This window comes from Fontibacillus phaseoli (genome assembly GCF_003337355.1).
Classification (GTDB): domain Bacteria; phylum Bacillota; class Bacilli; order Paenibacillales; family Paenibacillaceae; genus Fontibacillus; species Fontibacillus phaseoli.
In genome coordinates, this window is the sequence record NZ_QPJW01000007.1 from 15,226 (window position 1) to 37,500 (window position 22,275).

At 54.1% G+C, this 22,275-nt stretch carries 18 protein-coding genes and 1 pseudogene; 9 read left to right on the forward strand and 10 right to left on the reverse strand.

What is annotated here, in order from left to right; all coding sequences use genetic code 11:
* Positions 1 to 12: 12 nt before the first annotated feature.
* On the forward strand, positions 13 to 2,346 hold the full coding sequence (locus tag DFP94_RS16570) for a ribonucleoside-diphosphate reductase subunit alpha (protein ID WP_114497586.1): 2,334 nt from the start codon (positions 13 to 15) through the stop codon (positions 2,344 to 2,346).
* A gap of 346 nt (positions 2,347 to 2,692) precedes the next feature.
* Positions 2,693 to 3,724: a ribonucleotide-diphosphate reductase subunit beta gene (locus DFP94_RS16575; protein ID WP_114497587.1), complete on the forward strand. Its 1,032-nt coding sequence runs from the start codon at positions 2,693 to 2,695 to the stop codon at positions 3,722 to 3,724.
* Positions 3,725 to 3,788: 64 nt separating this feature from the next.
* Here the strand turns inward: DFP94_RS16575 and DFP94_RS16580 are convergent, their stop codons facing one another.
* The gene (locus DFP94_RS16580) at positions 3,789 to 4,667 is read right to left on the reverse strand and encodes an AraC family transcriptional regulator (RefSeq protein WP_114497588.1); all 879 of its coding nucleotides are present in this window, start codon (positions 4,665 to 4,667) and stop codon (positions 3,789 to 3,791) included.
* Positions 4,668 to 4,784: 117 nt separating this feature from the next.
* Complete coding sequence (locus DFP94_RS16585) at positions 4,785 to 5,675, reverse strand: LysR family transcriptional regulator (RefSeq protein WP_114497589.1); 891 nt, start codon at positions 5,673 to 5,675, stop codon at positions 4,785 to 4,787.
* Between the two features lie 122 nt (positions 5,676 to 5,797).
* Between DFP94_RS16585 and DFP94_RS16590 the strand changes: the two genes are divergently transcribed.
* Complete coding sequence (locus tag DFP94_RS16590; RefSeq protein WP_114497590.1) at positions 5,798 to 6,538, forward strand: SDR family NAD(P)-dependent oxidoreductase; 741 nt, start codon at positions 5,798 to 5,800, stop codon at positions 6,536 to 6,538.
* Between the two features lie 731 nt (positions 6,539 to 7,269).
* Here the strand turns inward: DFP94_RS16590 and DFP94_RS16595 are convergent.
* The 5 genes from DFP94_RS16595 to DFP94_RS16615 all read right to left on the reverse strand — a co-directional run bounded on the left by DFP94_RS16595 (position 7,270) and on the right by DFP94_RS16615 (position 13,488).
* Positions 7,270 to 8,445, reverse strand: a complete 1,176-nt coding sequence (locus tag DFP94_RS16595) for a DUF4272 domain-containing protein (protein WP_114497591.1) — start codon at positions 8,443 to 8,445, stop codon at positions 7,270 to 7,272.
* Positions 8,446 to 8,492: 47 nt separating this feature from the next.
* A complete protein-coding gene (locus DFP94_RS16600; protein WP_114497592.1) occupies positions 8,493 to 8,855 on the reverse strand; it encodes a class I SAM-dependent methyltransferase in 363 nt (120 codons plus the stop codon).
* Positions 8,856 to 9,118: 263 nt separating this feature from the next.
* Positions 9,119 to 9,838 carry an AAA family ATPase gene (locus tag DFP94_RS16605; RefSeq protein ID WP_114497745.1) on the reverse strand — a complete coding sequence of 240 codons (720 nt, stop codon included), beginning with the start codon at positions 9,836 to 9,838 and terminating at the stop codon, positions 9,119 to 9,121.
* 40 nt (positions 9,839 to 9,878) lie between these two features.
* Entirely contained in the window at positions 9,879 to 11,732 is a 1,854-nt protein-coding gene (locus tag DFP94_RS16610; RefSeq protein WP_114497593.1) for an ABC transporter ATP-binding protein, read from the reverse strand.
* On the reverse strand, positions 11,725 to 13,488 hold the full coding sequence (locus tag DFP94_RS16615) for an ABC transporter ATP-binding protein (RefSeq protein WP_114497594.1): 1,764 nt from the start codon (positions 13,486 to 13,488) through the stop codon (positions 11,725 to 11,727). The genes DFP94_RS16610 and DFP94_RS16615 overlap by 8 nt, the downstream gene beginning before the upstream one ends.
* 265 nt (positions 13,489 to 13,753) lie before the next feature.
* Between DFP94_RS16615 and DFP94_RS16620 the strand changes: the two genes are divergently transcribed.
* The 5 genes and pseudogenes from DFP94_RS16620 (at position 13,754) to DFP94_RS16635 (ending at position 17,209) form a co-directional block, all read left to right on the forward strand.
* Positions 13,754 to 13,975 carry a heavy-metal-associated domain-containing protein gene (locus DFP94_RS16620; RefSeq protein WP_114497595.1) on the forward strand — a complete coding sequence of 74 codons (222 nt, stop codon included), beginning with the start codon at positions 13,754 to 13,756 and terminating at the stop codon, positions 13,973 to 13,975.
* A 19-nt stretch (positions 13,976 to 13,994) separates the two neighbouring features.
* Positions 13,995 to 15,902 (forward strand): heavy metal translocating P-type ATPase, encoded by a 1,908-nt coding sequence (locus DFP94_RS16625; protein WP_114497596.1) that lies wholly within the window; start codon positions 13,995 to 13,997, stop codon positions 15,900 to 15,902.
* A 167-nt stretch (positions 15,903 to 16,069) separates the two neighbouring features.
* Positions 16,070 to 16,249 (forward strand): annotated as a pseudogene (locus DFP94_RS26085) (cyclic nucleotide-binding domain-containing protein); the annotation flags it as partial.
* 280 nt (positions 16,250 to 16,529) lie between these two features.
* Positions 16,530 to 16,619, forward strand: a complete 90-nt coding sequence (locus tag DFP94_RS26090; RefSeq protein WP_245954930.1) for a hypothetical protein — start codon at positions 16,530 to 16,532, stop codon at positions 16,617 to 16,619.
* 110 nt (positions 16,620 to 16,729) lie between these two features.
* Complete coding sequence (locus DFP94_RS16635) at positions 16,730 to 17,209, forward strand: DUF2798 domain-containing protein (protein WP_114497597.1); 480 nt, start codon at positions 16,730 to 16,732, stop codon at positions 17,207 to 17,209.
* An 81-nt stretch (positions 17,210 to 17,290) separates the two neighbouring features.
* Here DFP94_RS16635 and DFP94_RS16640 read toward each other — a convergent pair whose 3' ends face one another.
* Both DFP94_RS16640 and ssuE read right to left on the reverse strand, forming a co-directional pair.
* Positions 17,291 to 17,881 (reverse strand): P-loop nucleotide/nucleoside kinase family protein, encoded by a 591-nt coding sequence (locus DFP94_RS16640; protein WP_114497598.1) that lies wholly within the window; start codon positions 17,879 to 17,881, stop codon positions 17,291 to 17,293.
* 147 nt (positions 17,882 to 18,028) lie between these two features.
* Positions 18,029 to 18,586 carry an NADPH-dependent FMN reductase gene (gene ssuE / locus DFP94_RS16645; RefSeq protein ID WP_114497599.1) on the reverse strand — a complete coding sequence of 186 codons (558 nt, stop codon included), beginning with the start codon at positions 18,584 to 18,586 and terminating at the stop codon, positions 18,029 to 18,031.
* Between the two features lie 213 nt (positions 18,587 to 18,799).
* On the opposite strand from ssuE, the gene DFP94_RS16650 reads away from it, so the two are divergent.
* Positions 18,800 to 19,699, forward strand: coding sequence for an SDR family oxidoreductase (locus DFP94_RS16650; protein WP_114497600.1), 900 nt, complete (start codon positions 18,800 to 18,802; stop codon positions 19,697 to 19,699).
* A gap of 751 nt (positions 19,700 to 20,450) precedes the next feature.
* Here DFP94_RS16650 and DFP94_RS16655 read toward each other — a convergent pair.
* The gene (locus DFP94_RS16655; protein ID WP_114497601.1) at positions 20,451 to 22,115 is read right to left on the reverse strand and encodes an NAD(P)H-hydrate dehydratase; all 1,665 of its coding nucleotides are present in this window, start codon (positions 22,113 to 22,115) and stop codon (positions 20,451 to 20,453) included.
* Between the last annotated feature and the right edge of the window lie 160 nt (positions 22,116 to 22,275).

Genomic DNA, 22,275 nt, shown 5'->3' on the forward strand with positions numbered 1-22,275 from the left:
GAGGAATTCTACATGCCACAACTCGTCACCAAGCCCAATAACCGTCAACTTGCGTTCGATAACGAACGCCTCGGCGTTTACGCCGATCGCATTCTGGACGGATTACATACACTGGACAAGGAGCGCCTGCTGCGCGGCGTAAACGCCAAGCTCAAACGCGACGAAGTAACCGGAGAAGAAATCAGCAGCGCATTCACGATGTCGGCGCTGGAACTCGTCACGAAAGAAGAGCCGGACTGGAAGTTTGCGGCGGCCCGTTCTCTGCTGACCTCCCTGTACAAAAAAGCGGCGGTCAACCGCCGCTACAAAGCCTATCCCGAAGAACCCTACGGTTCGTTCTATCATCTGATCACCGACTTATGCAAAATCGGCATCTACCGCGAGGAATTACTGGAGTACTATACCAAGGAGCAAATTGAAGAATTGGGCCAATGCATCTATCCTTCCCGCGATCTGCTGTTTGATTACATCGGCCTTCTGACGTTGACCGAGCGCTATTTGGCAACCGACTTTGAAGGACGGATCATGGAGCTCCCGCAGGAACGTTATATGGTCATCGCCATGTACCTCATGCACCGGGAGCCTGCGGAAACTCGTCTTGAGCTCGTTAAGGAAGCTTACTGGGCGATGAGCAACATTTACATGACTGCCGCGACCCCAACGATGTCCAATGCGGGTAAGAAAGTCGCCGGCCAGCTCTCCAGCTGCTTCATCGATACGGTGGACGACTCGCTGGAAGGTATTTTCGACTCCAACACCGACGTGGCCCGGCTCAGCAAAATGGGCGGCGGGATCGGCGTTTACCTCGGCAAAGTGCGTGCACGCGGATCCGATATCCGCGGCCACAAAAACACCAGCTCCGGCGTCATCCCATGGATTCGCCAGCTGAACAACACGGCCGTCAGCGTCGACCAGCTCGGCACGCGCAAAGGCGCGATCGCCGTTTACCTGGACGTGTTTCACAAAGACATTCTCGCCTTCCTCGACCTCAAGCTGAATAACGGCGACGAGCGGATGCGCGCACATGACGTGTTCCACGGTGTTTGCCTGCCGGACCTGTTCATGGAAGCCGTCGAAGCGCGCGGCGAATGGAACCTGTTCTGCCCGCACGAAGTGAAGAAAACGATGGGCTGGAAAGATGCGAACGGCCGGCCGCTCGGCCTGGAAGATTTTTACGATAACGAGTTCGGCCAAGGCCAGTTCCGCGAAAAATACGCGGAGGCGGTCAATCACCCGACCTTGTCCCGCATCACGATGCCGGCGATCGATATTATGAAACGGATCATGAAATCGCAGCTGGAGACGGGAACGCCGTACATGTTCTACCGCGATACGGTCAACCGCGCCAACCCGAACCGGGAGCACGGCATGATCTACTCGTCCAATCTGTGCACGGAAATCATGCAGAACCAATCCCCGACCGTGGTCGAGCAAGAAGAGCTCGTGACGAAGGACGGACAAACCCGGATCGTCGTCTCGAAAATCCCGGGCGATTTCGTGGTCTGCAACCTGAACTCGATCCATCTGGCCCGGGCCGTGCCGGCCGGCGTGCTCGACAGGCTGGTACCGATCCAGACACGGATGCTCGACAACGTCATCGACATCAACAATATCGAAGTCCTGCAGGCGCAGTATACGAACAGCCAGTACCGGGCCATCGGTCTGGGCACATTCGGCTTGCATCACCTGCTCGCGCTCGAAGGCATCCGCTGGGAATCCGACGAAGCCGTTGCCTATAATGATGCGCTTTACGAGAAAATCAACTACCTGCTTGTCAAATCCAGCATGGAGCTGGCCGTCGAAAAGGGCCGGTATCCGAAGTTCGCCGGCTCCGACTGGGAGAACGGGCAGTACTTCACGTATCGCGGATACACGGACGGCTCCCGCGAGGGCAAATTTGTAACGACCGAACAATGGAAAGAACTTGCCGAGCAAGTCAGCAAAAACGGCGTGCGCAACGCCTGGATGTTCGCGATCGCGCCGAACGGCTCGACTTCGATCATCGCCGGATCTACCGCGAGCATCGACCCGCTCTATGAGTTGCTCTCTTATGAAGAGAAAACAACGTATAAGATCGCTAATCCGGCGCCTGATCTGTCCGAGAAAACGATCTGGTACTACAAGACGGCGTTCCTGATCGACCAGCACGCGTCCATCAACATGGCGTCCGCCCGTCAACGCCACGTAGACCAAGGGCAAAGCTTCAACTTCTACGTGCGCCCGGACATCAAAGCGAGCGAGTTCCTGGAACTCCATCTACACGCCTGGAAGGCCGGCCTGAAATCCACCTATTATGTTCGCAGTCGGGCATTGACCATTGAAGAGTGCGAATCCTGCGCTTCATAAATAGCAGCTCGTCCGAATGATTAGTTTTTGCCTACCGGAATAGCGGACAAATTGGCCGTTATCCTCCTCACTTAAGCGTTTTTGAAATGAATAGCGGACTTTTAGGACGCTATTCTACTCGCAAGAGTCCATATGACGCGACATCTAGCCATTGACCGGAAATAGCGTCCAGAAAGTCTGCTATTTCCATGGAATTCGCCGAAAACGGTCAGATAAGACCGAAAAAGTCCGCTATTATTCTTACAGCGAGCGAACCATAGGAGGTTCGCTCGTCCCAACTCATAGGACAATCGAATGTTTTGGACGTACCGATCACAACGATTGAATAATCAAGGAGATGAAATCCATGCAACTGCAAACGATTTTTAACACGGAGGCACCGAATAAATCTACGCGGATCATTGGCGGCGAGTGCTCGGGGATTCTGAACTGGAACGACATCCGCATGCCGCATATGTATAAGCTGTACAAAGTACTGCTTCTCAACCACTGGATCGCCGACGAAATTCCGATGAACAAGGATGCCCAGCAGTTCGTCCAGCTTGATTCCGAGGAACAGCGCACCTTTAAAATCAACATCTCGTTGCTCGCGGTGCTGGATTCGATGCAGACGATGTTCGTCGGGGACGTGAAGCGGTATTTTACCGACTCCTCGCTGGAGGCCATTTCGGCGATTATCGGGCAGCAAGAAGTCGTGCACAACCAGTCGTATTCCTACGTGCTCTCCTCCATCGTTTCCGATCAAGAGCAAAAAGAGATTTTCGAATACTGGAAACATGACCCGGTACTGCTGGAACGCAACAAGTTCATTTCCGACATCTATCAAAACTTCCGCGACGATGCTACTCCGCAATCCTTTTTCGAGGCGCTCGTGGCCGATCTCATCCTGGAAGGCATTTTCTTCTACAGTACATTTGCTTTCTTCTACAACCTGGCCCGCGACCAAAAAATGATGGGCACGAGCCAAATGATCTCCTACATTCAACGCGACGAGAACCAGCACTGCTACTTCTTCGCCGAAGTGTTCAAGCAGTTGCTGATCGACTATCCGGAACTGAACACCAAAGAGAACATCGACTATGTCTACCGCACCATCGACCGTGCCGTTGAACTCGAAACGAACTGGGCCCATTATACGCTGAAAGAAGTCCGCGGCATCGACCTGAACGAGCTGTCCGACTACATCAAATACATCGCTAATAAACGCCTGACCTTGATGGGGCTGGAAAAAGGTTACCAAGGCGTCGACGTCAACTGCATGCCGTGGATCAAACCCTTCTCCGACGAAGCGCTCAATGCAACGAAGACCGACTTCTTCGAAGCCAAGTCGCGCAACTACGGCAAAGTCGGCGACGACAACGGGTTCGACGATTTGTAAAATAAAAATATCGCTATTCTCCGGTGTTTTTATCACCACGGAGATAGCGATTTTTTTATAAATATTAGCCTTTTCTTCTGATCGGAATCCAGACCTCGCTCTTGGAATCCACTTGCTGTTCATCCAGCCAATTGTATTTTTCAATGCACGGTCCCTCTACCTGCTCAAAATGGGCCGAAGGAAACCATTCGGCATAAATTCGCCTCCATACGTCCAAAATCCCAGTTCCGATTTCAATATCTTCCGTGATCGCCTCGTAACCTTCAAAGACCGCATACGTTTGCTGCGGCAGCTCCAAAACGGTAAGGCCGTAGGGAACCTCACGATCCCCGGCTAGCTCGCAGCCCATTAAGTAACGTTTGCCTCCGTCTTCGCCGAAATCGTAATGATAGCCGAAAAGCAGCGAACCCGCTTCCCTGCCGGCAGCCTCATTGATCGCGTCATGCGTGCCGTCCCTCCAAATTTGTTCCACAAACCGCGGTACTTCGTCCTGTGGATCGCTGTGGACGATAACCTCTTTACCGATGACGGTACAGCCCTTTTCCTCCGCAATGCGATAGTTCATTTCCCTTACCCCTCTAATTTGAATTTGAAAAGAGAGCGGCGGAAACGACTTCAGCTTCACGTCTTTTTTTCGGGCAGCGGACGGCGACACGCCATGCAGCCGGGTAAATGCTTTGGTGAACACCTCCGGGCTGTCGTAACCATATTTCAGCGCGGTATCGATGACCTTGCAGCAGCCCGACAGCTCCTCCGCAGCCAGCGTCAGCCGACGATTCCGAATGTACTCGGTTACGGTAAAGCCGGTCAAGGCATGGAACATGCGTTGAAAATGATATTTCGAGGACAGGGCCGCCTTGGCCACATCGTCAATCACGACTTCCGTTTGCAAATGCGCCTCAATATAATTGATGGCGTCGCGCAGCAACCTCAGCGTTTCCATCCGCCTCATCTCCTTTCAAATCCAGTGTACCGGGGACTAAACATTCCTTCCTGTCCGCGGATGCGCGATGTTGTCCGAAAATGCATTATAGAAAACTGCGCAGCCAAGTGTCCCTGTCTAGCGGTGCCCGATACCGCCCAGCTCTTGCCTCAAACATTGATAGACTTTGCTGGCGGTCACGGTCAATGGAGATTCCGGCCCCCTGCTTAAAAGGCCGATGCTCATATCGATCGGCACATCCATGGGTCGTGCCACGGTTCCGGCAGGAACCGGGCTCAGACCGTTTTCCGGCACGAGCGCGATGCCGAGTCCCGCTTCCACATAATACTGAAGCGCCGTCATACCGCCGATTTCCATCGTATCCAGCGGAGTAACCGCCGCTTCCTTTAGCGCCATTTCCAGCTTTCTGCGGTACGGACAAGTAGCCGATGTGATGAGCAGACGATGACCTTGAAAATCAGCCGGAGCCAGGGTCGATTTGCCGGTCAGAACATGGTTCTCAGGCAGGAGGACGACGAACTTTTCATCAAACAGCGGCTCGAAATATAGCCCGGTTGTCAGATCAGGGGCTGAACAAAGCGCAAAATCCAATTCCCCTTTAAGGATCTGCTCGCTCATATTCACGCTGCTTCCCATGTCCACGGACAGTTTTATTTTCGGAAACATAGATTGGAACCGGCCTATTAATTTCGGCAAGCGGTGGCTTGCCGTCGGCTCCGTCACGCCGAGGCGAACATGCCCCGCTTCGCCCGACTGAATATCCGCCAGATTACTTTGCAACTGCTCCAGCCTGTTCACGATTTGCAAACTTTGCTCGTAAAACAGTCGCCCCGCCTCCGTTAGCGCGATGGTTTTGCCTCGTTCGAGCAGTTCCACGCCCAGTTCGGATTCAAGCCTCTGCATCTGCATCGTGACCGTAGATTGCGCATAGTTCATCTCTTCGGCAGCCCGTATAAAGCTTCCGTATTTTACGATCAAGTGAAACGTCTTCAAGTTTTTCATATCCATACTTGTTCACCGGATTTCGAATTCAATATTTTTGAATGATATAATCATTTAATTCAATTATACAAATACCCACAAGAAAGATAAAATACGTTGTATCACACAGATCACGGGGAGGTTTATCCATGAACCTAAACAATAAAGTAGCTCTCGTCACCGGGGGCGGAACGGGAATCGGCCGGGCGATTAGTTTGGCGTTAACTGAACGCGGCGCTATCGTAGGGGTCAATTATTCCCGCTCCAAGGACGAGGCGGAAGCCACGGTTCAAGAAATTACTAGCCAGGGAGGCCGCGCCGTCGCCATCCAAGCTAATGTCGCCAACGAGGCGGAAGTCCGGAATATTGCCGATCAATTGGCCGCACAATTCGGGTCGATTGATTTGCTGGTGAACAACGCCGGAATCACGAAGCATATTCCACTGAACGATCTGGAGGGTGCAAATGAGGCCGTATGGGATGAGTTGTACGCTGTGAATGTAAAGGGGATGTTTTTCTGCGCCCGGGCGGTGGCTCCCTGGATGAAGAAAAACAAGACCGGAGCCATCGTCAACCTTGGCAGCATAGCGGGCCTAACCGGATCGGGCTCCTCGCTACCCTATGCCGTATCCAAAGCCGCGGTTCATGGCTTGACGAAATCGCTAGCCCGGGCTTTGGCCCCGGATATCACGGTCAACTGCATCGTGCCCGGAGCGGTGGCCACCCGCTGGTGGGATGGCAAAGAAGATCAAATGCGGAAGCTTGCCCCGAACCTGCTCCTACAGCGCATCGCCGCACCCGAAGATATCGCCCGCATGGTGTGCGCCGCCCTGGAGCAAGAGGCGATGACCGGCCAAATCATCACCGTGGACAGTGGACAAACCTTGTAGGCGGTGATGATCGCTAACCTATACCCCCTTGTGAGAGCAAGGCTGACTAATGCCGATTAAAGTGGAATTAAGGGGCTACTGCGGGATATGATAGACATGGGGGCAAGGAGGACGGGGGCTACTGCAAACATTACGGACTATTGCAACTACTGCGAACTACTGCAACTACTGCAACTACTGCAACTACTGCAACTACTGCAACTACTGCGACTACTGCGAACCATTGCGGACTTGCGTGGTATTGCGGAACACTGCGAACTTTTGCAAACTATTACGAACCACTCCGAACTACTGCGGATTAAATTAACTGGATTTCCTCCAGTTAATTCGCCGCTTTCCTGCATCTTTCCGAAATTAGCTGGAAAACCTCCAGCTATTCAGACGAATTTCGGCCCATAAGCCCCATTAATCGCTGAATTAACTGGAGGTTTTCCATTTAAATATGAGTTCTAGCTAAATGTACGAAAATTACCTGTAGGTTTTCCAGTTAAGTTCACGCGTTCCCACCGCAACGTCTTCTTGGTTAGCCCTTCGTGCCACGTGCTTGTTGGTTTTATCGATGTGCCTGTGCTACAGCTACATGCCTGCTTGGTGTGTCGATGTGCCTGTGCTACAGCTACATGCCTGCTGGGCGTGTCCGATGCGTGCCTGTGCTACGGCTATGTGACCGTTGATGTGTTATTGCGTGAGATTATGTCACGCCGCTGCACCTCCACCGCTGCGCCCTTTTCCTACGTGTCCATGCTGATGTCATTCCAGGCTTCATCCCGGTAGCCGATCATCCAGAACAGTGCCCGGCGGCGTTCAAGCACAACACTTTCGTTCAAGCCGGCCGGGGCTTCTTTGCCCTGAATCCGCGCATTGACGCACGCCCAGTGCAGGCGGTAGATTTTATCCGCTTCATCCAAAATGTCCTCCGAGCGCCGCATTGCCGTTTTATCCAAAAACTCGTCGAAGGAATCGCAACCGGACACCACGTTAATCGCATATTCGCAGTCACACGTGTCATCGGGAAAATCTAGCTCTTCCAGCAGGCCAAGACCCCAGAGGAGGCCCCAATAAGCCTCATATTGCCAGACCAGATTGACGGCGTCCCGACGATCCGGCTCCGATTGCCCTAACAGGTCCCGCTCAAATTCGGTCAACTCTTCCGTGACTCCGAATTTATCCAGCATGCGCGTGACGAACACCTTCGATTCCCGCAAATCTTCTCCCTGGTTCACATCGCAGGCATATTGAATGACTATCAGCAGGGCAACCGCCCTGCGGGCAAGCTGCTCCCGCGATTTTACCGCCAGTTCTTCCAGAGGAGGAAGCTCCGGCAAAGTTTCAAGAAACGGAACCTCCCGTTCCTTCAAGTATTCCATACTCCTCTGCTTTCTTTGCCCGCCTTCGGCAGAGAATTTGTCTTCCCCCCTGATTTTTTTCGTGCAGGCATGGGGTCTGAAATCGGAAGGACCCGATTTGCCGTCGGCCGTTACGATCACCTTGCCCTCCCCGTCCAAAAGCATGCCGTCAGGAAGAAAGCAGATGCCATTTAACTTTCCGGCCAGTTCAACGAACAATTTCAGGTAATCGTTACCGTATTCCTTCTCCGTCTCGATCGCAAGCATCGTATTGATAACGGAGATCTGCGTCAGAACCCGGTATTGCAAATCTTCGTCCTCGAACGGAATACGCTGGTAAAACCCCATCATACCCGGAATATTGTTCTCAAAATAATCCGGATCGCTGTCCTCGGAGGCTACCCGGATTGTTATTTTGTTTTTACTGAACCAACCTTTCGGTTGAATCACCATTTCATGGGACGATCCGCCCACCTTGAATCCATCCCGGAAAACCTCATGAATAAGAGCCTCAATATCTCTAGTGTCGTTTCGCGATGCAAATATCGTGAAGTATGGCATACATTTCCTCCTCAATAAAGCAGATATAATTTCATTACATCGATCATTTACGCGCTAAAATAAAAAAGCGATGCTCCCGGCTTGCAACAAATCCATCCCGATTCAAGTTTTGTGCAGCTTGCAAAGCTGTTCGAAACAATGATCCATTGAAAAATCCGGCAGACTTCCTCCACCGCGAACGCCTCGTGCCTGTTGATTACAAGGTCGAACATACCGCTTTCAAACGGCAAATCATTGTCATCCTCAATCAGCTTGACATCTATGCCGGAAAGCGTCAGCTTGTCGCTGCATAGCTCATAGTTGGGAAGATAGGCTTCCGTCGCATACGTCCTGCCACCCGGGGGCGGCAGGGATAACAGAAACTCACCGCCGCCTGTACCCATATCGAGCATGACGGTATGTTCATTCATGGATTTGTGCCCCTCTCACTTTTGTTTGCAAAAAGATAGAGTAGGTGCAGCCGCCCGATAACGCCAACCTTTAAGCCCGGTACATTCGGTTATCGGTGGAATGCAACTGCACCGGGCAGATACCGTGTTTAAAAACCATCAACATACGCATTAACATCATCACCTCATAGTCGGGATACGGTTCGTGCAGCATTAGAGTCGTCAACTCCGGCATTCTTGTTTTCAACGATTTCCGGTTCATTTTTCCTGACTACCGCTCTTCCTCATTCCAACAGTTCCCGCAGCATTTTGTCGCGGTTATTCATAAATTCCTTCATGATCACGAAATGGTCTGTTTCCTCAATGTCTACCGTGCGGACGCCTTCAGGCGTCAACTGATAAATCAGGCTGTCAGGGTAAGCCATCAGGATTGGGGAATGTGTCGATATGATAAATTGGGAGCGTTGGCCTACCAGTTCATGGATTCGCGCCAGCATCGCCATTTGTCTGAACGGGGAGAGCGCCGCCTCCGGCTCGTCCAGAATATACAATCCTCTTCCACCGAAACGGTTCATAAACGTGGCAAAAAAGGATTCCCCATGCGACATCGTATGCAGGGATTTGCCGCCGTAAGAGTCGATGATCGGTGGCCTGAAGCTGAGTTGCCGATCCAACTCATCGATCTCCGTCGCCAGATTGTAATAGCTCTCCGCGCGGAAAAAGAATCCGTCCCTGGGCCTCTGCGGCCCCCGGATCGGCCGGAGATAACGGTAAAGCTCCGAGTGCGTGGACGCGGTGGAGAAGTTAAAGTTCAGCGTGCCACCTTCCGGGTTAAACCCGAGGGCCACGGCGACCGCTTCCAGCAGCGTCGATTTGCCCATCCCGTTTTCACCGACGATATATGTCACCTTGGGGTGGAAATCGAGCCGATCCATGGAGGCCACCGCCGGCAATTCAAACGGATACCGCTTAAAGGAGGGGACCTCCTCCCTAAGCAAGGCCATGCTTCGCAAGTAAGCTTGCACACCGAATACATCCAATTGCTTACCTCCCCTGTCCGGTTTCCGAATCCTCGAAATGTCCTTGATACAACTCGCTATAAAAACCGCCCTGCCTCAGCAGCGAGTCATGGTCTCCCTGCTCGATCAGCCGCCCTTCCCGAAGCACCAAGATCTTGTCGGCCTGCCGGATCGTATTCAGCCGATGGGCAATTACAAAGCTCGTTCGTCCTTGCATCAGCCGCTGCAGCCCCTCCTGGATCTTGATCTCGGTCACCGTGTCGATGCTGCTGGTCGCCTCGTCGAGCACCAGAATGGACGGATCCGCCAATATCGCCCGCGCAATCGCCAGCAATTGCTTCTGGCCCTGACTGATCCCTTCGCCTCCCACGCCAAGCCTTTTGTCGTAGCCGTCCGCAAGACGGTCGATGAAAGAATGGGCATTGGCGAGCTTGGCGGCCTCCTCCACTTCGGCATCGGTCGCATCCAGTCTGCCGAAGCGGATATTTTCCCGGATCGTCCCCTGGAACAGGAACGAATCCTGGAGCACGAAGGCCATGTGACTGCGCAGACTGTCCCGGGTAATGGCGGTGATATCGCGGCCGTCAAGCGTAATCACTCCCTTGTCCGGATCGTAGAACCGGGAAAGCAACTGAATCAGCGTCGTTTTCCCCGCTCCCGTCGGTCCCACGAGCGCAACCATTTCACCCGGTTTGGCCTTAAACGTGATATCCTCCAGCGTATCGCCTGCGTCTTCTTCATCATAGGAAAACGTGACGCCCTCAAAAGCTACTTCACCCTTAACCCGCTCCAAGGTCACGGCCTCGCGTTCGTCTCCGGATTCCTCCTCCTCATCGAGCACTTCAAATACGCGCTCCGCCCCGGCAATCGCCGAAAGCAGCGTATTCCACTGGTTTGCGAGATCGTTCAGCGGCCGCGTAAACTGCCTGGCGTACTCGACGAACACGATGATAACCCCGATGGTTACCGTGCCCCGGATAGCCAACACGCCGCCGATGCCGGCGACTAGAGCGAAGCTGAGGTTGTTGAGCGCATTCATCAGCTTCGGAATGAAGCCGGAGATGGTTTGCGCCCAGAAGCCGGACTGCCGGATCGCGTCATTGCGCTCCCTGAATTCGCGGATGACCCTCTCCTCCTGGGAAAACGCTTTGATGATACGCTGCCCGGACAGCGTCTCTTCAATATAGCCGTTCAGGTGGCCGAGATCGCGCTGCCGCTGCTTGTACAACGGCCCCGTCCGCCGGGTGATCCAGCGCATGCCGAGCGCCATCAGCGGAACGACGAGAAACGTCAGCAGCGTCAGCAGCGGGCTGAGCAGCAGCATCACGGTCACCGTGCCCGCCAGCGTCAAAACGCTGGAGAAAATCTGGATCGCCGAGCTATTCAAGGTTGAGCTGACGTTCTCGATGTCATTCGTCACCCGGCTCATGATTTCGCCCTGCTGCCGTTTTCCGTAGAAAGGAATCGGCAAGCGGTGAAGCTTGGAAAACAGGTCGCCCCGCAAGCGGTAAACCGTCTCCTGGGCAATTTCGATCATCCAGATATTTTGCAGCCAGCTGATCAGCGAAGAACCGGCATATACGAGGCCAAGGCCGGTCAAAAAGAGCACCCAGGGGCGTCCGCCGCCGCCCTCCAGATAATCGTCGACGGCCACGCCCAGCAGATAAGGTCCCAATAGCGCTAAACCCGAGCTGAACACAACCATCAGAAGCACCAGCGCAAGCTTGGCTTTGCGCTTGGCGAGATACTGCCAGAGCCGGCCCAGCGTGCCGGACCAGTTCTTGGCTTTTGCTTTCGGCTTACGCCCTCCCCCGCCCCCTTGATCGATCACGGAACGGGGATAGGGATGCCGGAAAGGCTCAAGCAGCGCCTTAAGCATGTTTCTCCACCTCCCTCTGCTGAGACTCGACGATGCGCCGGTACAGCGGGGAATCCGCCAGCAGCTCGGTATGCTTGCCGGAGGCGATCAGCACCCCGTCATCCAGCAGCAGCACCAGGTCTGCCGAAGCCGTGGCGCTGATCTTTTGCGTGATCAGAAAGGTGGTGCACGACAGGGTGTCCAGCGTTTGGAGCAGAGCGGCCTCGGTCCGCGTATCAAGCGCGCTCGTACTGTCGTCCAGAATGAGGATGGACGGCTTCCTTACAAGAGCCCGGGCGATCGAGAGCCGCTGCTTCTGGCCGCCGGACAAATTGACGCCGCGCTGGCCCAGCATCGTATCGTAACCGTGCGGCAGCGACTTCACCGTCTCATGGATTTGCGCCTGCCGGGCTGCTTCACGGATCTCCTCCGGCGTCGCATCCTCCCGTCCCCAGGCGATATTGTCCCGCACCGTGCCGGAGAACAGAATCACCTCTTGCGGCACATAGCCGACGGATTCCCGAAGCCGGGAGCTCTCCAGCTCGGAGATGTCTTTTCCGTCGATCAAGATTCTTCCCGCCGTCGGTTCCTGCAAACGGAGAAGGAGCTGAACCAGCGACGATTTCCCGGAACCCGTCGATCCCAAAATCGCCACCCGTTGCCCTGCCTGAACGGCAAAGGAAATATCCCGCAATACCGCCAAATCGCTGTCGGGATAACGGAATCCGACCTTGGAAAATTCAACCTGGCCCGTCAGCCTGGTGCTGGTGCTGGTGTTGGTAAGCGTACTCGTGTTGCCGTCCGGGTCATTCACGCTCAAGGTTCCGGCCGCGGCGTCTACGGTGCTCATCACTTCCCCGACCCGCTGCGCCGAAGCGGAAGCGCGGGAATAAGAGGTCATGATCCAGGAGAGTGCCGATAATGCGCCTATCGTCCGCAGCGAATAGTTCGCCACCGCGACTACCTCCCCCACCGATGCGCTGCCTGCGGCGATGTCGATCCGGCCGAACCAGAGAACGGCCAGAATGCCGACATTCATAAGTAACAAAGCGAACGGCATCGTCGTTTCGGCCAGCCGAAGCGCCGAAACCGTTCCGTTCATCAGTTCCTTGCTTCGCTCTTCGAAGCGCCCCGTCTCATGATTCCGGCGCACGAACACGCGGATCAGCCGCATGCCCGTCAAGTTCTCCTGGATGACGCCGTTAAGCTTGTCCAGCCGCCCCTGAACGGATCGAAACCCCTTCGAGGTTACCCTAATCATCCAAAACACGAATATCAACAGAACCGGGACAAGCACGGTCAGCATCAGCCCCAGCCTCACATGGACCACCAGCGCCATAATGATGCTGCCGAGTACGACAAGCGGCACGCGGGTGGCAAACCGCAAGCTCATGAACACCATATCCTGCAACTGGGTAATATCACCCGTCAGCCGCGTAATCAATGAAGACGTGGCGAAACGGGTGAATACGGGATAAGAGAATTTCTCCACCTTCTCGTACAGCTTGTCCCGCAAGTCATACCCGAACCCCTGGCTGGCATGGGACGCAAAAAACGAGCTTGTAATCCCCGCCGCGAATGCCAGAATCGCGCTCGCCAACAATACGCCGCCCCATATCCAGGCGACCGAAAGCTGAGACTGCCGGATGCCGTCGTCAATGATTTTGGAAATGATCATCGGTTGCGTCAATTCCACCGCAAGCTCGATCAGCATCATGCAGAATGCCGAAATGGCGGCAACCCGGTATTTTTTTAAATATGTAAAAATGATAGCCATGAACATCCCTCCTGCTGCGCTGGCCCATGTCCGGCGTTCATTGCCGATCCGTCAGGGCCTTATGTCATAGATGGCAGTTTCACAACGACCCTGTAAACGTTTGGAAAACTCTATAATTTTATTATAGAACAGATGCCAGAAATTGTGTAAAGGTTTGGAAGCTTTCTTAAACTTGAGCGAGATCAAGGTATTCGGAATGAATCTGCCTTATGCTTTAAACAATTAAGAAAGCTAACCCAATAATCCAAACTGGAGGATGAGAATAATGAAAAAATTGGTGCTTGGCCTGGAGCCGCTCTCTTGCCCGTCATGCATTAAAAAAATCGACACTGCCCTAAATAATACGGCCGGAGTGGACGAAGCAAAGGTTTTGTTTCATGCCGGCAAAGTTCGCATCAAGTACCATGAGGAAAAGGTACAGCCGGAAGCGTTGAGAAAAGTAATCTCCGAACTCGGATATCCCGTCATTTCGCAAAACGTATCTTGAATGAATTGAGGTGTTAAGCATGAATGCCAAACAGACGTCCTTTATTACTGCCGCCGCTGGACTGTTGCTCCTTGCCGCCTCCGTTCTTCATCTCTCGGGTTTACCGGGATGGAGACAGTCCGCGCTGCTGACCGCAACGGTCATTGCCGGTTTTCCGATTGCGCTCAAAGCTTTCCAAGCCTTGCGCATGCGGTCATTCAGCATTGAACTTCTGGTTATCGTTGCTGTGATCGGAGCCCTATACCTTGGAGAATATGTAGAATCCTCCGCAGTCACCTTTTTATTCCTGTTCGGAGCCTTTCTGGAATCCCGTACCCTGGAAAAGACGACTTCGGCGCTGAAATCGCTGATAGACATGGCTCCTCTTGAAGCTACGATCCTAATGGAAGGCGAACAAATAACTATTCCGGTTCAGAAACTTACCGAGGACGACCGCGTCATCATCCGCTCCGGGGAGCGGGTGGCCGTTGACGGCGTCATTGCGGCGGGCAGAGCCGCCATAAACGAAGCCGCGATAACCGGAGAGTCCATCCCGGCAACCAAGTCGGTTGGCGACCCTGTATTTTGCGGTACAATCGTAGACAACGGCTTCATTGAAGTCATTGCGGAAAAGGTCGGAGAAGCGACGGCGTTTGCCCGGATGATCGAACTTGTGGAAGAAGCCCAGGAATCCAAGTCAAAGACCCAGAAATTCCTTGACCGCTTCGCCCGTGTCTATACCCCCTCGACCGTGGTGTTATCCATTCTAGTATTCTTCTTCACCGGCAAACTGGAGATGGCGATTACCTTTCTGGTCATCGCCTGCCCCGGCGCACTGGTGATCGGTGCCCCCGTGTCCATCATATCCGGCATCGGGAACGGCGCAAGGCACGGCGTACTGATCAAGGGCGGAGAAGCGATGGAATCCCTTGCGAAAATCGACGTCGTCGTCTTCGACAAAACGGGGACATTAACGCGGGGCCGGCCGGAGATTACGGATATCCGCGCTCTTTCCGGAGATGCCGACGAATTGCTCCGCCTGGCCGCCGAGGTGGAGACCGCTTCCGAGCATCCTCTGGGGCATACCATCGTGAAGGAAGCGCAAAAGAGAAATCTCCGCCTTGAGGCTCAACCGGAACAGACCACTGTCACAAAGGGGAGAGGAATCCGGGCGGTGAACCGCGGGCATATCGTCGCCATCGGGAACCGGAAAGAGATGGAATCCGAAGGGGCCTTTATTTCCAATGAAAATGAAGCCTATGCGGCTAACCGCGAAAAACTGGGAAATACCGTCATCTATATCGGGGTTGACGGGAAGCTGGCCGGAATGATCTCCATTGCCGATCTAATCCGTCCGGAAGCGGAGCGAGCGATCAAGCAATTGCGTAACGCGGGCGTGCAAAAGGTAATTATGCTTACCGGGGATAACCGCTATGCCGCGGAATTGGTGAGACGCCAGCTTGAACTTGACGAGGCGCACGCCGAAATGCTTCCGGAAGACAAGGCCGCCTTCGTTCAAGGATTGAAAAGCGTCGGCCATCGCGTAGCCATGGCCGGCGACGGCATCAACGATGCGCCAGCGATTGCCACAGCGGACATCGGCCTGGCGATGGGCGAAGGCGGCACGGACATCTCCATGGAAACGGCCGACGTTGTGCTGATGGCCGATCGTCTTGACCAGTTTTCGCACGCGTACTCCCTTGCCAAATCCACCGTACGCAACATGAAACAAAACACATTCTTGGCAGTAGGTACCGTAGCTCTTCTTCTTTCCGGCGTTCTGTTCGGCAAAGTATTTCTTGCTTCCGGCATGCTCATCCATGAACTAAGCGTGCTGCTCGTCGTCCTCAATGCCATTCGGCTCAACCGGTTTCACACGGCAAACAGCGCGGTACAGCAACGAGATGCACAACCGGCACCTGCATCTGTAACGGGACAAATAGGTTAAACAATTTCAAGGAAAGGGTGAGGTTCGTGAGTGAGGAACAAACCTGTAATCACCATGGCTCGAATAAATACTGCATTTCGATCGTCCCGCTGTTCAATCATCTGAGTGCCGCCGAACTGGAAGAAATCGTCCAGGCCGCACACTCGGTCTCTTACCCGCGCGGCCAAATGATCTACCGGTCCGGCGAGCCTTCGGAGGGATTATATATCGTGCATAAAGGGAGCATGAAAATCTACCGCCTGTCCGGCAACGGCAAAGAGCAGCTCGTCCGGATTCTCGGGCCGGGGGAATTTACCGGGGAGTTGTCCCTGTTCGTCGAATCGCTTCATGAAGCCTACGCCGAAGCCCTTGAGCCACTGGAGTTATGTGTGATGGGCCGTGAATCCCTGCAAAGCTTCTTACTGAAATATCCGCAAATCGCGCTTAAAATGCTTGCAGAATTCTCTGCCCGTTTGGCAACCAGCGAGAAGCAGGCGGCACGAATCGCCACCGAAACCGTGGAATCCCGAATTGCCATGTATCTCTCCGGTCAGGCAGAAGCCCAAAAGCAGACCACGATCCAACTGCCGATGAGCCGCAAAGACCTCGCTTCATCTGGGTACAACCCCGGAAACGATCAGCCGCAAGCTGGGCGACTTTCAAACCGCGGGCTGGATCCTGCAGCAGGGTCAACGTGAGATCGTAATCATGGATTTGGATGCTCTGCTGCTTGTTTGAGTCTCCCTTGAGCCTCGTTGAAGAATTCATCATTCACAAAATGTTCACTTACACAAACTTTATTGTTTTCGCATAATGATCACATCTCAAAATTGAAAGGTTGAACACAGATGCCGACAACAAAGAAAGAAAGTTTTTATTTTGGAATGATGATGTGCTTTTTCATGGTAACGATGATGACGATCTATAATCTGCTCCTTAACGGATTGATCGGGAGAATAGGATGGAGTACGATAACTGTTGAGTTTCTGATCGGTTTTATGATTGCACTCGCCTTGGATTTATTCATTGTAGGACCGGCCGCAAAAAAAGTTGCTTTTAAACTCCCGATCAATAAATCAAAAAAACTGCATGTCATTCTTGCAATTTCAACGTGCATGGTGCTGGTCATGGCCTTCTTTATGTCTTTTTACGGACTGGCCACCTCGATCTTGGGGCACGGTCATTTGGAGGATCCCATAATCAAAAGTTACATCCTCATTTTCTTGAAAAATTTTGCCGTGGCCTATCCCCTGCAAGTGTTATTGGCAGGTCCGGTAGTTCGCAGCTTATTTACAACATGGCAGAACAAACAGGCGAATTCATATTAAGAGGCAAGGCTCATCCCTTCGACAAAAAGAAAAAGAGCATTCCGAAACGGAACGCTCTTTTGGAATACTCAAATCTTGGCGTTACTCCCCGGATACGAACCGGAACAAGCTCTCGGCCTTTTCCCCGGTCAGCTCGCCGCTATTGTCGAACACGAGGATGGAAGATTGAGGAATATCCCAGTTGATCTCCGGCACAAACTGGACGCGGTGTTTAAAATCGTCCCAGTGCTCCAGCTTCCAGGTGTCGCGCTCGGTTTGTCTGTCAATGATGCGCTCCTTTTGCGTTTCCATGTCTTTCAGGGCCACCACGATCACCTTGACGTCCACTTCCAATATGGACTTGCCGGCTGACGCCAATACTTCATCGATCCAGGCTTTGTTTTTCAATTCCGCCGTAAACGGAGAGATCATGAACACGTTCTGGCCCGCCGCCAGATTTTCGATGCAAATGTCTTTCGTCGTGTCGTACTCCAGGTCGCGCAGGTGCTTCTTATAAAAATCGGAGTCACGGTCGTTCACGTCGAGTCCGTTCATCTCCAATATTTTTTCTACAAAACGTCCTCCGACCGTATCCCGGTCCAAAAAAGCGGCCTGCATACGTTCTGCCAGTTTGCGGGCTACCGTCGTTTTTCCGGTCCCGGCGACTCCTACAAAAAACACTAATTTTTGCATATTTTTCGTGAATCCCCCTTTTGTTTTTTTGTTAGCTTTCCTCATTGTACTATCGGCATCGCTCCATTCCAACCGTCAACAAAGAAAAAGCAGGCTTTCGGAACATGGGTTTGTCCCGGACAGCCCGCCTCGGCATCGACAAAAATTCTATTGAGCAAGCTCAGCGGAGGCAATCCGTCGCGAGGTCTCCTCGGCTAATTCCTTCAGATTGTCTTCCAATCTTCCTTTCAACTCTTCGGCGATGTCGAATCCGCCTTGATCCGTCCGGGCCACTTGGGAATCCACCGTATACACGCCGCCCAAAATATGGCGCGCACCGAGCGCGGACAATACCGGTTTCAGAGAATAGTCGATCGACAACAGATGCGCCAGACTCCCTCCGATAAAGAGCGGGAGAATAATCTTGCCGGCCAGCCCCTTTTGCGGAATCAAATCCAAAAATGTTTTGAGCACGCCTGTATAAGAAGCTTTGTAGACCGGACTCGCAACAATAACGGCGTCAGCTTCGGCTACCAGCGCATTAGCCTTGACGATGGCCTCACTCTCGAATTTGGTATGTATCAGATCCTCAGGCGGGAGCTCCCCGACATTTACGTGCTGCACTTCAAAGCCTTCCTTAACAAGCAATTCTTCCGCCAACGAAATGACTGCCGTCAACCGCGAACCGGGCGTCGGAGTTCCGTTAATGATCGTAACTTTTGCCAAACGGGTCACTCTCCTTATCTCTATGAATTAATCCCGATTAAATCAGTGTGTTTTAAATTGATGCTATCAATATTTTAACGAAAAGTCAATTAAAGTATACCGGATATCCCGGTGATTCCCATCCCGTTAGATCACCTTCCTCTAGGCGATCGCATAGTGATAAGTCATGAGTTATTTAGCGGACCACGTCCAGGAAGGAGCTTATAAAATCAAATGATCCCCGTATACCCTTATTTCGGGCAAGAAGCGGTGTGTACCGAGCAGCCTATTGCATTCCCGCCGCAGCATCAACCTGTTCAACCTGGTTTGGAAAGTCTGATGCATCCAAGGCCAATTTCGGAAAATCCGGAGTACCACGGCAGCGGAAAATTAAAAGACAAAGTCGCCATCATTACCGGCGGCGACAGCGGTATCGGACGCGCGACGGCCATCGCTTTTGCCAAGGAGGGAGCCGATCTCGTCATTCCCTATCTCTGGGAGACTTCCGACGCTCTTGCCACCAAACAGCGGATCGAGGAATTGGGCCAGCGCTGCCTGCTTATGAAAATAGACCTCCGATGGAAGCAAAATTGTCAATGCGTCGTTCAGGAGACCATCCGCTGCTTCGGCCGACTCGACGTCCTGGTAAACAATCATGGAGTCCAATATCCGCAAAAGAGCATCGCGGACATCACCGAAGCCCAGCTGTATCAGACGTTCCAAACCAATATCTTTCCGTTTTTCTTCATGGTCCAGGCGGCCCTGCCCCATTTAAAATGCGGCAGCACAATCATCAACACCGCCTCGATCACCGCCTATCAAGGACATAAAACGCTCATCGACTATTCGTCGACCAAAGGGGCGATCGTGTCTTTCACCCGTTCCCTGGCGCTCTCCCTGATCGACTGCGGCATTCGCGTCAACGCGGTAGCCCCGGGATCTGTATGGACGCCGCTGATCCCGTCCAGCTTTTCCGCGGAGGAAGTGGCCGTCTTCGGCACGGATGCGCCCATCAAACGCGCCGGCCAGCCCTTCGAGCTCGCCCCTGCTTACGTCTACCTTGCAAGCGACGACTCCTCCTTTGCTACGGGCGAAGTACTGCATGTGAACGGCGGAGCTATGGTCACTACGTAACAGCGTTTGTCCCCCGGCCGCGGAAAAGTACAGTCCGCCTCGATGCGGGATGTGCAATCGACTAACAGCGTTTCGGCGGGACCCGACTGGGCTGGGGTTGTGTTGGGGTTGGTTGGGGTAACTCCAACCAAATGCCCTCCCAAAGCCCGCTCCGGTAGGCTTCACTGGATAAACTCCAATTATTTCTCGCTATAAATACGCTTTTCGGCCAGCAGAACGCCGTTTCATTGGATTTCGTCCAACCGCCAACCCTTAAAGTAATCCAACTAGTGCTTTCATTGGAGATATTCCAACCAAGCTACAGGGGCCCGAACAAAACCTTTCAACCTCAGAAGTTACTCTGCTCAGCCAATAGTTACTTTCCCCAACCGCTAGTTACTCACTTAACTAATTTCAATTAGACCATGTTACTCCACCCAAACTTCAACTTATATCTATGCATCCAACCGTTTGCTTTTGAAGACTTGAGTCGCCGAGAGAATGAAAACCAGGATGAATCATTAACTGGAAAACTTCCAGTTAATGACCGGAAATTAAGCTTTTTAGGGAAATCAACTGGAAAACCTCCAGTTATTTTTCTTAATTATCCTGTATCAACCCGAAAAGGCCGAAAATAGATGGAGGTTTTCCAGTTAATGCGAGGGAATCCCGGTAAACAGCATAATTAGCTGGATAAAATCCATCTAATTGATCGCTAAGGGTGCACCCCTCCGCCCTGGCCGTGCTGCCGAGTCGCACTTTTGCCGCAAGCTTAGAGCGCCTCAATAATGTCACCGGCCAGCAGCGAGGCCGGATTGGCGCGGCGGGCGGCGGCTTGCTCGCCGGCCAAGCCGTGCAGGTACACGCCGAGCACGGCCGCCTGAATCTCGTCCAGGCCCTGCGCCAGCAGCCCGGCGATGAGGCCGGTCAGGACGTCGCCGGACCCGCCCGTCGCCATGCCGGGATGGCCGGTGACGTTCACGAAGACGCGGCCGTCCGAGGCCGCGATTACGGTACGCGCGCCTTTGAGGACGAGCGTCACTCCATGTTCGGCGGCGAAGCGGCGGGCGACGCCGATCCGGTCGCGCTGGACCTCGGCCGTTTCCAGGCCGGTCAAGCGGGCCATCTCGCCGGGATGCGGCGTCAGCACCGTCGCTGCATCCCGGCGCCGCCACGCCGCGGGGCCTCCGGCCGCGGCGAGGATGTTCAGGGCGTCCGCGTCCACGACCAGGGGACGCGGAGCGCCTTCCCATAAGGCGCGCAAGAACGCCGCTTCGCCCGGAAACCGGCCCACCCCCGGGCCGACGGCGAGCACATCGCGCGCCTCCAGCAGCCGCAGCATTTCGCCTGCTGCGGCTTCGTTCCAGGCGCCGGCCCCGCCGTCCTCGGCCGGCGCCAACATCAGCTCGGGCACCGCCCCGAGCATCCGCGGCAGCAGCGCCGCCGGCAGCGCCCACGTGGCGAGGCCGCAGCCGGCGCGAAGCGCGGCCTTTGCGGCCAGCAGGCCGGCGCAGCTCATGGGCAGGCTGCCTGCGGCGAGCAGCACGTGCCCGTACGTGCCCTTGTGGCCGTCACCCTCGCGCGGCCGGCTAACCTCGACGCCGAGCTCCGCCCGCAGCGTCTCCTCCGTCACTACCTGGCCTGCCGCCTCCAAGCCCGGCGGCAGCGTACGGGGGATGCCGATATAGCGCACGATGACTTCCCCTGCCGCCTTAACGCCCGGATACTGCGTCAGCCCTGCCTTCAAGAAGGCGAGGCTCACCGTCATCCAAGCCTGGATGCAGGGATCATGAACTGCGCCCGTATCGGCATCCAGCCCGCTTGGAATGTCTGCCGAGATGACCGGCAGACCGCTATCGTTCGCTTCCCGGATCAGGAACGCATATGCGCCGCGCGGCGCCCCTTTGCTTCCGGTGCCGAGCAGCGCATCCACGAGACCCGTTACCCTCCGCTCCCGTCCCCCGCTCTCCCCGAGCCCGGAAATCCCCGCTTCAGGGTCGTACACCACACCCGGCAGCCCGAGTGCTTTCGCGATCTCATACTGAACCAAAGCATCGCCGCAGAAGTTCTCCGGCGGCTCCGCATAGACCAGGGTCACCGCGACGCCCGCATCCGCCAAGTGTCGGGCGCAAACCAGACCATCGCCGCCGTTATTTCCTTTGCCGACAAGAATGAGCCAATGCTCCCCGGATAACCCGGCATCGCCTCCAGGTTCCACTATGTACAGTTCTCCCGGCTTACGTCCCGGCAGTAATCCAGCCTGTCGCGGCCCGGTCGCCAATCCACCGCCTGCGGAACTTCGGGACAAGCAAAACCGCCGCACCTCGTCCGCGATACTCCGTCCCGCATTTTCCATCAACGACATCGCCGGCAGGCCCAACTTCTCAATCGTATACCGGTCGACTTCCCTCATTTGCTCCGACGTCAAAAATTTCATCCATTCCCCTCCTCTTGCCGACGCTAGTAACATATTAAGGTATTCCATGGCATTCATTATAAATAACCCCACCAAAAGTAGTGGGGCCTTGCTGCAATGTCTCGATGTCTACTCCAGATAGTTAACTTATTCTTCCGCACTCGCTAATCTAATACTGACA